General features: G+C 59.5%; 11 protein-coding genes. 6 read left to right on the plus strand and 5 right to left on the minus strand.

Annotation, left to right across the window (positions count from 1 at the left end; genetic code table 11):
• Positions 1-116 precede the first annotated feature (116 nt).
• Positions 117-1,028, plus strand: a complete 912-nt coding sequence (locus QP977_RS08975; protein WP_187406696.1) for a sucrase ferredoxin — start codon at positions 117-119, stop codon at positions 1,026-1,028.
• A 24-nt stretch (positions 1,029-1,052) separates the two neighbouring features.
• On the opposite strand, the gene QP977_RS08980 is transcribed toward QP977_RS08975, so the two are convergent.
• From QP977_RS08980 to QP977_RS08990, 3 genes are all read right to left on the minus strand, one after another.
• Positions 1,053-1,685 (minus strand): methionine ABC transporter permease, encoded by a 633-nt coding sequence (locus QP977_RS08980; RefSeq protein WP_242458708.1) that lies wholly within the window; start codon positions 1,683-1,685, stop codon positions 1,053-1,055.
• A 65-nt stretch (positions 1,686-1,750) separates the two neighbouring features.
• Positions 1,751-2,800 (minus strand): methionine ABC transporter ATP-binding protein, encoded by a 1,050-nt coding sequence (locus QP977_RS08985; protein ID WP_187406697.1) that lies wholly within the window; start codon positions 2,798-2,800, stop codon positions 1,751-1,753.
• A gap of 64 nt (positions 2,801-2,864) precedes the next feature.
• Positions 2,865-3,731, minus strand: a complete 867-nt coding sequence (locus tag QP977_RS08990; RefSeq protein WP_070827280.1) for a MetQ/NlpA family ABC transporter substrate-binding protein — start codon at positions 3,729-3,731, stop codon at positions 2,865-2,867.
• A 247-nt stretch (positions 3,732-3,978) separates the two neighbouring features.
• Here QP977_RS08990 and QP977_RS08995 point away from each other — a divergent pair, with 247 nt between their 5' ends.
• The 5 genes from QP977_RS08995 to QP977_RS09015 all read left to right on the plus strand — a co-directional run bounded on the left by QP977_RS08995 (position 3,979) and on the right by QP977_RS09015 (position 11,086).
• On the plus strand, positions 3,979-7,218 hold the full coding sequence (locus tag QP977_RS08995; protein WP_070827284.1) for an error-prone DNA polymerase: 3,240 nt from the start codon (positions 3,979-3,981) through the stop codon (positions 7,216-7,218).
• An 18-nt stretch (positions 7,219-7,236) separates the two neighbouring features.
• Positions 7,237-9,201: an alpha/beta hydrolase family protein gene (locus tag QP977_RS09000; protein WP_016422133.1), complete on the plus strand. Its 1,965-nt coding sequence runs from the start codon at positions 7,237-7,239 to the stop codon at positions 9,199-9,201.
• A 31-nt stretch (positions 9,202-9,232) separates the two neighbouring features.
• Entirely contained in the window at positions 9,233-9,772 is a 540-nt protein-coding gene (locus QP977_RS09005; RefSeq protein ID WP_016422134.1) for a tRNA (cytidine(34)-2'-O)-methyltransferase, read from the plus strand.
• A 67-nt stretch (positions 9,773-9,839) separates the two neighbouring features.
• Positions 9,840-10,697 carry a bifunctional methylenetetrahydrofolate dehydrogenase/methenyltetrahydrofolate cyclohydrolase gene (locus QP977_RS09010; protein WP_070429823.1) on the plus strand — a complete coding sequence of 286 codons (858 nt, stop codon included), beginning with the start codon at positions 9,840-9,842 and terminating at the stop codon, positions 10,695-10,697.
• A gap of 20 nt (positions 10,698-10,717) precedes the next feature.
• Complete coding sequence (locus tag QP977_RS09015) at positions 10,718-11,086, plus strand: DUF3017 domain-containing protein (protein ID WP_005510063.1); 369 nt, start codon at positions 10,718-10,720, stop codon at positions 11,084-11,086.
• A 6-nt stretch (positions 11,087-11,092) separates the two neighbouring features.
• On the opposite strand, the gene metX is transcribed toward QP977_RS09015, so the two are convergent.
• Positions 11,093-12,229 (minus strand): homoserine O-acetyltransferase MetX, encoded by a 1,137-nt coding sequence (gene metX / locus QP977_RS09020; RefSeq protein ID WP_048731552.1) that lies wholly within the window; start codon positions 12,227-12,229, stop codon positions 11,093-11,095.
• 45 nt (positions 12,230-12,274) lie between these two features.
• Positions 12,275-13,597: an O-acetylhomoserine/O-acetylserine sulfhydrylase gene (locus tag QP977_RS09025; protein ID WP_048731554.1), complete on the minus strand. Its 1,323-nt coding sequence runs from the start codon at positions 13,595-13,597 to the stop codon at positions 12,275-12,277.
• Between the last annotated feature and the right edge of the window lie 405 nt (positions 13,598-14,002).

Here is a 14,002-nt window from a genome sequence, read left to right on the forward strand (position 1 = left end):
CAAAAGTCGAGGTCAGAAGTATTTGTTGTCAAAGTGTTGCACAATAGTAATAAAACAGGGGTGAACGCTGCGACCTAAGCCCCAATCGCAGGGGGCACTCAATTACGCTTAGGCGTATGAGCCAGGCCAAATTTGATACTACCTGTTCCGCTCAGATGACTGAGCCGCTTCCCGGTACTGCGAAGACCGGAAAACTCTTTATTGCGTTGGAGCACCAACTCGGTTGGTCGCACGATATTTTTGACGGCGGGGTATGGGGAGCAGAGATCACCGGTCGATTAGAAGCCTGGTTGTCCGAACGCGGCGGCGCGTTGCAACTGATTCGAAAGCCAGGCCGAATCGGCCAGCAGCCGTGTGATGGCGTTAACGTCTATATAGCGCATTGTGAGTCAGTGGATGGCTCTGAGGTTTTTCTCGAACACCGCATGGTTGCCGATGTTGAAGACCTGATGACTCTGGATATTCGCCTTGGTCAGCCCACCGAGGGAGCCACTCGTCTGGACCATCCACTGTTTCTCATCTGTACGCACGGTAAGCGCGATCGTTGCTGTGCGATTAAAGGTCGCCCGCTCGCTGCTGCGATGCACAATCTCTACCCAGAGGTCGTGTGGGAAACCTCGCACTCTAAGGGGCACCGCTTTGCGCCGGCGAGTGTGCTGTTGCCATGGAATTACAGCTTTGGACGTCTGAGTGCGGTGGATGCCAAGGGGGTCATCGAAGACGCTCAGCAGGGCATCGTGCATGCAGAGGGCTGCCGCGGCCGTGGTATCTACACCCCGCAGGGGCAGGCGGCCGAGTTGGCTGTGCGTCGTCAAGCCGATACGTGGGGCGTAGACGATGTCGCACGCGTTGACGTCGACGGCACGACTGCAGTCGTCGCGCTTTACGACGGCCCCAGCGACCGCGACAAGGTCGTGGAATATGAAGTGGCCCTGGAGAAAATCACCACGGAAGGCGTTGTGTCTTCCTGCGGTGATGCTCCAGGGCCAAAGAAGGGCTGGGCTGCGGTCGAAGTGACCCGCTGCTAGCTAGTGGCTAGCTAATGTGTGCGGCTACCTGCGCATAATCTTCTTGGAGAGCCAGTTGCCGAAGATCTGCGCCAACTGGACGATGAAGATAATGACCAGGGTTGTCACCAGAGTGACGTTCCAGTCGAATGCCTGGTAGCCGTAGGTGATTGCGAAGTTGCCCAGTCCGCCACCGCCGATGTAGCCGGCCATAGCTGACATGTCGACCACGGCGATGAATGCGAAGGTGTAGCCCAGTACCAGCGGGCCCAGTGCCTCCGGCACGACGACCGTGCGGATGATGCGCCACGGACTTGCGCCCATCGCACGGGCGGCCTCAATCACGCCGGGGTCGATGGACATCAAGTTCTGCTCCACCAGGCGCGCGATGGCGAAGGTGGCGGCAATCGACATGACGAACACTGCGGCTTCGGTGCCGATCGTGGTGCCGACCACGTTCTTTGTCAGTGGGCCGATGGCTGTAACCAAGATGATGAACGGGATTGGTCGAACAAAGTTAATCAGGACATTGAGGACCTGGTAGACAAACCTGTTGCGCAGTACGCCACCATCGCGGGTGGTGTAGAGCAGCACGCCGATTGCCAGACCTGCGACACCACCAATCAGCATGGCGACACAGACCATGTAGAGCGTCTGGCCGAATGCCTCGCCCAGCATCGGGCCGAGGCTATCCCAGTTGGTGTCCTTGCCACTCACTGATGGCAGAGAGTTTAAGAGACCAATCATGATGCAAGCTCCTCTACCTGTGTCAGTTCGGAAATAGCAGCAATGGCGGCATCGAAATCAGAGGGATCCGAGGCGGAATTGCCTGTCAGCGGAGTCAATCGCAAAGTAAGGCGGCCGTAGGACTTCGCCTGCACATTGGCGACCGCGCCGTGTGCCACCGAGGCGGCGACACCGTGGGCACTAGTGGCCTGTGCCAGGGCGCCGAGGTCAACACCGTCATTGATAGTGATGGTGACCAGGCGAGCCGCTGCGCTCTCGGCAGACTGATTCACCGAATCGCGTTCACGGCCAATCGGAACATCGCGCAGTGCGGTGGTGGCGAAGCGGCGGCCAACCTCAGTCTTGGGATTGGCAAAGACCCCGTGAACCGTACCAGTTTCGACGATGTGCCCATTTTCCATGATGGCCATGCGGTCAGCGATACCGCGCACAACCGACATGTCATGGGTAATCAGCACGATAGTGACACCCATTTCGCGATTGATGCGACGCAGCAGATCCAGGACACCGGAAGTAGTTTCCGGGTCGAGTGCCGAGGTGGCTTCGTCGGCAAGCAGGAGCGTCGGTTCGGTGGCGAGCGCACGGGCGATGCCGACACGCTGCTTCTGTCCACCCGAGAGCTGCTCTGGGAAGGACTCCGCCTTGTCGCCGAGACCGACGAACTCCAACAGCTCCTGGGCGCGAGCGCGGCGCTTGGCCTTCGGCATACCGGCCAGTTCCAGCGGGTATTCAACGTTGCGAATCGCGTTGCGCGAATGGAAGAGGTTGAAGTGCTGGAAAATCATGCCGATATTGCGGCGCAGGCCCCGTAGCCGGCGCTCGGAGATGCCGACGATGTCGGTGTCATCCAGCAAAACCTGCCCTGATGTTGGCTTTTCCAGGCCGTTAATCATACGGATGAGCGTTGATTTACCGGCGCCGGAATAACCGATGACGCCGAGGATTTCGCCGGGTTCAACGGTCAGGTTGATGTCGGCGAGCGCGGTGACGTCGCCGAATTGCTTGTTCAGCTCGCGGAACTCGAGCTTCGTTCCCTTGTTGGTCACGAATGAATCAGTGCCCCTTGGTCTATGTTCCCTGGTGTTGGGCGGTACTTAAGTGGCAATGGCGTTAGTTCTGCTCGCGCTGCTGCTCTTCGACGCGATTCAGAATGTCCTGCAGCTCCTTAGCCGAACGGTCAATCGGAACCGAGGTGCCCTTGGAGTCCTCTGCGACTGCGTCCTGGACCTCCTTGGAGTGCCAGATCTTGGAGAGCTCCGCGTACTTCGGGTCGTCAGCATTTTCAGCCTTGGTGACAAAGACGTTGATGTACGGCTCTGCCTCCGTGGAGTTCGGGTCATCCTGGAAGATGGCGGTGTTCGGGTCGATACCGGCGCGGTCCAGGAAGGAGTTATTAATAATGGCAGGCTTACCCTCGCCGTAAGCGGCCGGGGTCTGAGCAGCGTCCACTGGCAGGACCGTGACTGTGGAAGCTTCCTTATCGATGTCAGCCGGGGACGGAGTCAGCAGGTCATCCTGCTTCAGCTTCAGCAGGCCAGCCTGAACCAGCACGTTAATAGCGCGGCCCTGGTTGGACGGGTCGTTCGGGATGACGACCTCGGTGCCCTTCTTCAGCTCATCAACCGACTTGTGGTCCTTCCAGAACAGAGCCAGCGGGACAATTTCGCTCGAGCCAATCGGAGTCAGGTCCGACTTAGCGCCGACGTTGTACTCAGCCAAGAACTTGATGTGCTGGAAGAGATTGACGTCGAGCTGGCCCTCATCGAGTGCGCGGTTCGGGGTCTGGTAGTCGGAGAAGGGCTGAACATCCAGATCGATGCCCTGTTCGGAAGCCTTCTGCTCGAAAACGGTCCAGGCCTTCTTGCCGGCATCCGTGGTGCCGATGCGAATGGCATCATCCGAGCTGCCACAGGCGGTAAGGCCGGTTGCGGCGAACGCGACAGTAAGTACACCGGCGGAAAAACGCTTGAGGTTCATCGAGGGGTCTCCTTATTTAATGGGATTTGTTAGCTGAAGTTTTAAGGCAGAACTAGACCAAGCTGTCTTTAATTCTGGGGTTAAGGCTAGCACTTGCCCAGGTAGTGCTGAAAATTCAACTTCAGCCTAAACAGTCGAGCGTGGCTGAGGTGTGACTTACGGATGCGTCCCGGGGGTGGCGCTTAATGCACATACTAATCGAAAATACGTTTGAATGCAGTCCGTAGGGTGGGTTAATGTTCATGGCATGGAAAACATCTCGGACGGACAGTCGGAGCAGTCCGGTCGGCCACTGAGCTGGTCGCGGATTGAGCGTATTCTATCGGGTAAATTTTCAGGAAAACTACAGCCTAATGGCAGCTTCAACGGCTGGAGGGGGCAGCTGTCAGATTCCATCGTTGGGGCTTTTGAAGCTCCGGAAAGCGGTGTTAGTGGCGGAGGTGGCGTGTCATTTTCGCCTGCGGATATTAAGGCGGAATTGCACTGTCGTTCGAGCTATTCATTCCTGCATGGCGCATCGGATCCGGAAGAATTGGTGTCCGAGGCTGCGCGTTTGGGGTTAAACGTGTTGGGGCTCGCAGATCGCGATGGTTTCTATGGAATCGCTCGTTTTGCCGAGGCTGCAGCGGAGGCTGGTATCGCCACAATCATCGGCGCGGAGCTGGGGCTTCCGCAGCGGCCCCTCACAGTGCTGGGGCGGGGGCCCGAGGGCTATCGGCGCCTGAGCCACACGCTGTGTGATGCGCATATGTCGGCAGGGGAGAAGTCCGTCGTCCGCTATCCCTCGCTGCCAGAGTTAGGGGAGGCCGCAGGTGGTTTCTGGCAGGTGCTTGCCGACGTCAGCTGGGTCGGCGACTTGGAAGAGCTCATTGCGGCCTTCGGTGCGGAGAACGTGGCGCTCGAGCACCGCCTGAGCTCCACAGCAGAGGCGGCCGATGATGAGGAGGCTATTTCGGCCGCAGCTGTGAAGTATGGCCTGCGGGAGGTGGTTTCCTCTGCTGCGACGGCGGCCTCGCCTGCGGCAAGCCGGTTGGCCGGGGCGAAGCAGGCCCTTGCTGTGCGGGAGGACTTAGACGGGTTCGAGTCACGGCTGGAGCCCGCAGGCGGAGCTTGGTTGCGTTCGTGGGAGGAGCTATCGGCGGCAACACGGTATCTGGGGGCGCAGGTGCTGCAGGCAACACAGGACATTGCAGGTGAGTGTGCTTTTACGCTTGATCTCATTGCGCCTGAGTTGCCTCGCTGGGAGGTTCCTGCTGGTCACGATGAGGATTCGTGGCTACGGGAAATTGCTCGTGCGGGGGCGCGGCGGCGGTATGGTCCGGCCGATGGAGCTGGGGATAGCTCCGTGCAAGCGCGGGCGTGGGCGCAGTTAGAGAATGAGCTGACTGTGATTCGAGAGCTGGGTTTTCCAGGCTACTTCCTCATCGTGCATGACCTCTGTGAGTTCTGTCGCCGGGCGGGAATTCTGGCGCAGGGGCGCGGTTCGGCCGCTAACTCGGTGGTGTGTTTTGCGCTGGGGATCACCAATGTTGACCCCATTAGTGCCGGGCTGTTGTTCGAGAGGTTTTTGTCGCCAGAACGGGATGGGCCACCGGATATCGATGTAGACATTGAGTCTGGTCGTAGGGAAGAGGTCATCCAATACGTCTATGAAAAGTATGGTCGTGACAATGCCGCGCAGGTGGCCAATGTCATTACCTACCGGCGGCGCGGTGCATTGCGCGATGCGGCGCGGGTGTTGGGGTACTCGCCGGGCGTTATCGATGCGTGGGTCAGAGACCGGGAGGCGTGCCCGCCGGAGCCGGTGCAGCAACTGGCGGAGCAGCTTCGTGGGCAGCCTCGGCATCTAGGTATTCACTCTGGCGGAATGGTGATTTGTGATCGGCCGATTGCGGATGTCGTGCCAGTGGAATGGGCACGCATGGAAGGTCGCTCGGTAGTGCAGTGGGATAAGGATGACTGTGCGGCAGCGGGACTGGTGAAGTTCGACCTGCTTGGCCTCGGAATGCTGGAGGCCATCCACCATTGCATTGACTTGGTCTATGAACAGCATGGGCGCCGAGTGAACCTGTGGGAAATAGATGTCGCCGAGCCGGGGGTCTATGAGATGTTGGCACGCGCGGACGCGGTGGGCGTGTTTCAGGTGGAATCGCGCGCGCAGCTGGCCACCTTGCCCCGACTGAAGCCGAGGGAGTTCTTTGATCTGGTGGTGGAGGTGGCACTCATTCGCCCAGGCCCCATTCAAGGCGGTAGCGTGCACCCCTACATTCGCCGCCGAAATGGACTCGAACCAGTGACCTATGAGCATCCAGTGCTGGAGAAGTCCCTCGGGAAGACACTGGGCATCCCGCTATTTCAAGAGCAGCTGATGCAAATGGCCGTCGATGCGGCGGGTTTCAGTGGGGCGGAAGCGGACTCGCTGCGTCGCGCTATGGGGTCGAAGCGCTCAGTGGCCAAAATGGAAGCGCTTCATGCCCGTTTTCTGGCTGGGCTGGAGCGCACCAGTGGCATTGATGCGGATATTGGGGAACAACTGTGGAACAAGATAGTGGCCTTTGCCGCCTACGGTTTCCCGGAATCACACGCGCAGTCGTTTGCCTCCTTGGTGTATTTCTCGGCTTGGTTTAAGTACCACTATCCGGCGGAGTTCTGTGTCGCATTGCTCCGTGCTCAGCCCATGGGGTTTTACTCTCCGCAGTCGTTGATTGCCGATGCCCGCCGGCACGGTATCGGCTGCGATGGTCCGGATATCGCGGTTTCAGGCGTGGAAGCCCGCGTCATCGATGGGCGTATTCGTTTGGGGCTCGGCGCCATTGCCAGTGTGGGCAATGACGTGGCGGAACGTATCGTTGCAGCGCGGCCATTTGTCAACGCAGCAGATGTCGCCCGCAGAGCTCGGCTGGGTGTTGGGCACATGGAAGCACTGGCGCGTGCAGGGGCACTTGGGTCGCTGGGGATTGACCGTCGTCAAGCACTGTGGGCGGCGGGCGTGGCGGCGACGGAAAGTGAGGGCATGCTGCCGGGGCTCACGCTTGCCGACGCACCTGCGTTGCCCGGCATGACGGAGTTTGAGCTGGCAGCTGCCGATTTGACTGCAACGGGAGTGACCCCGGGGCAGTACCCGGTGGCCGCGTTGCGGGCAGACCTGCAGGAACGTGGAGTGGTGCCTGCGGCGGAACTGAAAGCAGTGCCCGACGGAACACGAGTAGAAGTGGCGGGAGTCGTGACGCATAGGCAACGTCCGGGGACCGCTGGCGGAGTGACATTTTTGGGAATGGAGGACGAAACTGGGCTGGTGAATGTGCTATGTACGCCGGGGCTGTGGAATCGATTTCGGCCGGTAGCGGTGAATTCGCGGGCGATGGTGGTGCGCGGTATCGCGCAGACAGCCTCTGGTGCGGTGACAATCGTGGCCGATCGTCTGGTGGATATGTCCGAGGCTCTGGGTCAGCCAGTGGTGGCAGGTCGAAGTAGAGATTTTCGCTGACTACTAGAATGGATTGTCATGCGCCAGACCTATGAATCCTCGTTAGCACCGGATGGGAGTGCAATCGCCTTTATTGTCCGCGATAGCGGCTACCCGCGTGCGGTACAGCAGGAGATTACTCCGGAGGGGCTAGGTGTGGAGCGCCCCGTGAAACTGCCGGTGGAAGGCCCGGTTACCAGGGTGCTGCACTCCCCGGATGGAAAGTGGATCGCCTGCGAGGTCTCTCCGTACGGTACGGAGCGACTGCAGACCTGGCTGGTATCCACCAATCCGGAGGTCGACGGTGCCCGCCCCCTGCGTATGGATGCGGATATGCGCGCCACACTGGTGGAATGGGATAATGATCTCCTAGCGATGAACGCGGTCGATGCCCAGGGCATTAACTATGCGCGTTTGGTCAACCCGACGGACTCAAAGTATGAGGTCATTGATAAACGCACTGACAGCCAGCTGGTAGCGGCTGAAGGTGGGTTTGGCCTCGTGCGGGTGGGGCCACGAGGTCACCGTGAGCTACTGCTGGTCGGACCGGGGCAGCAGTGGCAGCCGCTGCTGCCGTCCGATCCCGGCTCCACCACAGATGCCGGTGTCTTATTGGCGCATCCGGGGCAGGAGAAGCTGACCGCGTTCGTGCTCTCAGATCATGGCGCGGAACAGCGTCGCATCCTGCGCCTGGGTATTACTCCCGATAGCGGTATCAGCACTACTGAGCCGCGCACAGCGGAATCGACCGCAGCGGAGATTTTGGATATGAAGATCGGCATCGAAGTTGATGTCGAGGAGTTCATTGGCAATCCGGATCAAGACGTCGAAGAATTTGTCATCAGTGAGGATTCCTCCACTGCGGCTGTGCTGTGGAACAGCGGTGGGGTCAGCACGCTTGAGGTGCTTACCCTTGGCCTTCACCCGCAGACTGACGACATGCGGGTGATGGTGCGCCGCAATGTGGAATTGCCGGGCATGGTTGCGCGCGAGCTGTCAATCTCCGGTGACGGTGAGCTGATCTCCCTGACAGTAGAAGGGCCAGGCCTTGCGCCAACGGTGGAGATTCTGCGCAATATCGGTGGTGTCATTGAGCCATTGGATATGGAACGCACCGAACGGATTTTGGCTCTGGAAGAGAAGAATCTGGAGACCATGCCGGCTCCAGAGCTGGTCTACTTTGTCTCCCGCGATGGGTTGGAACTGTCTGGCTGGCTCTACCTTCCGGAGTCGGTGCGCAATAGTTCTAATGACGTCTCCGGAAACGCGCTACCGCCGGCTTTCATCCACATCCACGGCGGACCAGAACTGCAGGCGAAACCCATCCACCACGATGTTCTAGCCAGCATTGTGGAGGCGGGCTTCGTGGTGTTCACTCCTAATGTGCGCGGTTCCTCGGGGTCCGGTAGGTCATTTGAGCACGCGGGCGACCGCTATGGGCGCTTTGCCGCTATTGCGGATATCGCAGCGGCGCGTTCCTTCCTCGTTGATGCCGGGTTGGCGGACCCAGAACGCATTGCTCTGGGCGGGCGATCCTACGGTGGCTTCATGTCGCTGTTGGCCTCGGCATGGTACCCGGATCAGTTTGCGGCCATCGTCGATGCCTGCGGAATGACAAGTTTTGAAACCTACTACCAATCCACCGAGCCTTGGTTGGCGCAGGCCGCGTTCCCTCGATACGGCTACCCGTACCAGGATGCTGAGCTTCTGCGCGATATCTCGCCGCTGCACCGTGCGGAGGAAATGAAGGTTCCAACGCTCTTTATCCACGGCGAGTGGGATACCAACGTGCCTCCGCGAGAGTCCGGTCAGATGCGCAACGCCATGGACGCATACGGCGTGGCCACCGATTTTCTAGTGGTCGAGGGAGAGGGCCATAAGTTCTCGAAGCCGAGGAGCCGAGCGCTAATCGGTGAGACCATCATCGCGTTTTTCACCGAGCACGGTGTGTGCGATGCGGCGCCTGCCACGACAGCGGCAGCAGAAACCAACAACGAGCAGTAAAAGAAACAGCGGAAAAGAACTGACGGAAGAAATGAATAGCGCCACGACCGAGCCAACGAACTCCGAGCCAACGAACTCCACAGACTGGATTACGAGCCACACCTGCCACGTGCTTTTTGACCGGCCTGTCATCCCGCCGAACACCGGAAACGCTATCCGCATGTGTGCGGGCTCTGGAGCTATGCTGCATCTGGCCAAGCCATTGGGGTTCAACTTCGATGACAAAAATCTGCGTCGCGCCGGGCTGGATTACCATGACCTGGCCGATGTGCGTATTCACGATTCCATCGATCAAGCGTTGGAGGCCTTTGCCAGCCAAGGGTGCCGCATCTTTGCCTTTACCGCACACGCTGACACGTGGCACACAGATATTGAGTACACGAACACCGATGTACTGCTCTTTGGTCCAGAGCCAACCGGGTTGGAACAGTCAGTGCTCGATGATCCGCGAATTACACAATTAATCCGAATTCCGATGCTGCCAGCTCGTCGCAGCATGAATCTTTCCAACGCCGCAGCAGTGGCTGCTTATGAAGTCTGGCGTCAGCAGGGCTTTATGGGCGGTAAATAGGGGCAAGGCGAGAGCGGCTACGAGGCGTTTCTGGGCATTATTCGCTCCTGTGCCTAAGATAAATGCCATGGCAGCGACAAAGCTTGATGGCAAACTCTACCGAGACGAAATCTTTGAAGACCTGGAAAAGCGCGTTGAGCGTTTAAAGGAAGCCGGCTACACCCCGGGGCTGGCCACCGTGTTGGTTGGTGATGATCCAGGCAGCCACTCTTACGTCAAGATGAAGCATCGTGACTGTGAGCAGATTGGTATCGCCTCTATCCGCCGTGACCTTCCTGCTGATACCACGCAGGAAGAACTCGAGGCAGTAATTAACGAGCTGAACGAAAGCCCGGAGTGCACAGGCTACATTGTTCAGTTGCCACTGCCGAAGCACTTGGATGAAAACCGTATTCTGGGGCTCATCGACCCGGAGAAGGACGCCGATGGCCTCCACCCGGTAAACCTGGGCAAGCTGGTCCTCAACGAGCCAGCACCACTGCCGTGTACCCCAAACGGCTGTATCCACCTGCTGCGACGCTTCGGCGTCGAGCTCAACGGTGCCAAGGTTGTTGTTATCGGCCGCGGTGTCACCGTTGGTCGTCCAATCGGCCTGATGCTCACTCGCCGCAGCGAGAACTCTACCGTGACACTATGTCACACCGGCACCAAGGACTTGGTCGCTGAAACCCGTCAGGCTGATGTCATCATCGCCGCTGCTGGTGTCGCTCATATGCTTACTGCAGACATGGTCAAGCCTGGCGCCGCTGTGCTCGACGTGGGAGTTTCGCGTGTCGACGGCAAGCTGGCCGGTGACGTTGCTGATGACGTCTGGGACATTGCCGGTTACGTATCCCCGAACCCAGGTGGTGTCGGCCCACTGACTCGCGCTTTCCTCGTACGCAATGTCGTCGAGCGCGCTGAAAAGCTCGCTGGCCTGGCCTAGTCAGCCAGGAGGAACAACTCGTGTCGAAAAGGGAAATTGCGCAGCGTGCCCGGCGGGAAGATCTGCCGGATCCAATGCTGAACCCGCACAGCCCAAAGACCCCGCCGCCGGGGGCATCGTGGCCAATGTGGGTGCAGTATACGATTTACGGCGCGCTCTTTTTCGGCATGTCCGCCTTCGTTGTGTTCCTGGGGCTGGAGCGGTGGCGACGCGCCACATTCATGCTGGGAAGCACAATGATGCTGCTCGGCGTGGCTAGGCAGTACCTGCCTGACAGCATTTTAGGTGTGTTCTCCGTACGATCCCGGGCCTTTGACCTATGGTTTTGCTCCATAATCGGGATGGGAATCGTATTCCTCGCAGTCAGCGTGGATGCGCTGGGAAGCTAGCTGACATTAACTGACATCGCGAGCGAGGAAACTACGCACAATCGAATCCACTCGCTCGAACTCCGTCAAGAATCCGTCGTGACCCACGGCGGATTCAATCTTTTCCAGCCCCAAGCAGTTGCCCAGATTGCGGGCGAGGTGCTCCTGCTGGTGGAAGGGGTAGAGAATGTCCGTGTCCACACCGGCAACCATGGTCGGCACGGTTGACGAGTGCAGCGCCTCGTTGAGGCCACCGCGATCACGGCCAATATTGTGCCGATTCAAGGTATCGGTGAGCACGACATACGAGCCGGCATCGAAACGCTGAGCCAGCTTCTTCGCCTGATGATCCAAGTAGCTTTCTACCTGGAATCGATCTTCCGTGCGCATCGCGCCCAACGGATCCTCACCGGGCTGCGCTGCCGCGCCAAAGCGGTCATCCATCTCCAGCTCGCCACGGTACGTCAAATGCGCGACCCTGCGTGCAAAACCCAGACCTCGGGCCGGAGTCACACCGCGGTCGTAGTAGTCGCCGCCATGCCAATCGGGATCGGACTCAATGAATTGAATCTGCGCAGACTGAATACCAATCTGCCAAGCAGACGCACGTGCGCCGACACACATCACCAATGCCTTGCCGACGAAATCCGGGTGCATCAGTGACCATTCAAGTGCGCGAGCCCCACCCAGGGAGCCACCAATGACAGCTTGGAGGCGGGAAATTCCCAGTTCTTGCAGCGCCAGGTGCTCCACCGTCACCGTGTCGCGCACGGAGATTGCGGGGAAGCGAGAGCCCCAGGGCTTGCCGTCGTCCGGATGTGGACTGGAAGGGCCGGTTGTACCGCGACAGCCACCGATGACGTTGGTGCAGATAATGCAGTACTCGTCGGTATCCAGTGCGCGGGCAGAGCCAATCATCCCGTTCCACCAACCCGCAGTCGGGTGGTACTCATCCGAGGGGCCGGAAGCGTGGGCGTCGCCGGTTAGAGCGTGCTCGAGGAGGATGACATTCGAGCAGTCGTCGTTAAGCCGACCCCAGCGTTCGAACTCGACAGTGACGTCGGGGATGACCGCGCCAGCCTCGGTTGTGACATCGCCGATAAAGACACGCCCCGGCTCGCCCTCGGGTGGGAGGGCGGCCGGGGTAGATGGGGAAAAGCTCATGCCTTATAGACTACTTAGTCCGTTCTGTGTCCGTGTACAAACGGTCTACGCGAGTGCTGCGAAGCCGCCCTCGAGATCGGCGATGATGTCATCGATGTTCTCGATACCGACAGAGAGGCGAACGGTGGCCTGGGAAATACCGGCGCGAGTCAGACCCTCCTCATCGGACTGGGAGTGAGTGGTGGTGGCCGGGTGGACAACCAGCGAGCGGACATCACCGATGTTGGCGACGTTGGAGTGCAGCTTCAGAGCGTCAATGAACTTCCAAGCCTTGGCGGTGTCGGCATCCTTCAGGTCGAAGGAGAGCACGCCGCTGGCGCCGGAAAGGCCCAGCTTGTTCAGGGTCTCGTACCACGGGGAGCTCGGCAGGCCAGCGTAGTTGACCTTGGCGACCAGCGGGTGGTTCTCGAGGAACTCAGCGACAGCCTTGGCGTTCTCATTGTGGCGCTCGATGCGCAGAGCCAGGGTGTCGAGGCCCTGAGCCAGAACCCAGGCGTTGAACGGAGCCGGGGCAGCGCCGGTGTCGCGGAGAATGCCAGCGCGAGCACGCAGTGCGAAGGCCGGGGCGCCCAGGTCGGCGAACTTCAGGCCGTGGTAAGCCTCGTCGGCCTCGGTGAAGTTCGGGAAGATGGAACGGCCGTTGCGGGTCTGAGTCCAGTCGAACTTGCCACCGTCGACGATGACACCGCCAAGGGAGGAGCCGTTACCAGTCAGGAACTTGGTGGTGGAGGAAACCACGACGTCAGCACCGTGCTCGAGCGGGCGCAGCAGGGCCGGGGTCGGAACCGTGTTGTCGACAATCAGCGGAACGTTGTTGCGGTGTGCAACCTCGGCGATGGCCGGGATATCGAGGACATCGATCTGCGGGTTGGCAATGGACTCACCGTAGAAACCGACGGTGTTGTCCTGAACTGCTGCCTGCCAGGACTCCGGGTCATCCGGGTTCTCGACGAAAGTGCAGTCGATGCCAAGGCGCGGCAGGGTGACCTTGAACAGGGTCTCAGTACCGCCGTAGAGGCGTGGCGAAACGACGAAGTGGTCGCCTGCACGAGCCAGGGTGAGGACAGCAGCGGTCTCAGCTGCCTGGCCGGAGGAGAACAGTACGGCAGCGACGCCGCCCTCGAGGCTGGCGATGCGCTGCTCGACGGCATCCACAGTCGGGTTGGTCAGGCGGGAGTAAATCGGGCCTGCATCCGAGAGGTTGAAGCGGTTGGCAGCGTGCTCAGCGGAATCGAAGACGTAGGAGGAGGTGTTGTAAATCGGCAGGTTGCGCGCGGAGGTCTGTGCGTCCGGAGCGAAGCCGGCGTGAATAGCGCGAGTGGACAGGCCCCAGTTGGCGGCGTTGCTGTTGTCGTACTTGGTGGTCATTTCAGATACTTCCTTGCGGTTTTTGAGATTGTTCAAAACGTTGCTTACAAACAATAGTGAACCAAGCTGTCTATTGCAAAGTTTTGGAAAAACCCAAGGTAAGAGGGTGTGTGTATCTGTGTCGAGAGTGCTATAGCCCGCTTAGTACGGATTGGTTTGATTGGCTCTGGGGCGTGGCCAGTTGTGGGGGGTGGGGTGTGTAGGGAGCTGTGGCTAGGTGTGTGTGGAGGCTGCTGTGTATGGGGGGCGTGGGTGGTGCGTGGCGAGTGGTGTTCGACGGGTGGCGGTTTGCCGAAGGAGTTAGTGACTACCTTTATGACAGTTTGAAGGCGGTAGGTTCAGGCGGTGAATGCATCACCACTTTCGACCAGGAGAAGTAGTGAAGCAAACCCGCCGAACGAAATA

The sequence above is a fragment of the Corynebacterium sp. MSK012 genome, from assembly GCF_030232435.1.
Classification (GTDB): Bacteria; Actinomycetota; Actinomycetes; order Mycobacteriales; family Mycobacteriaceae; genus Corynebacterium; species Corynebacterium jeikeium_D.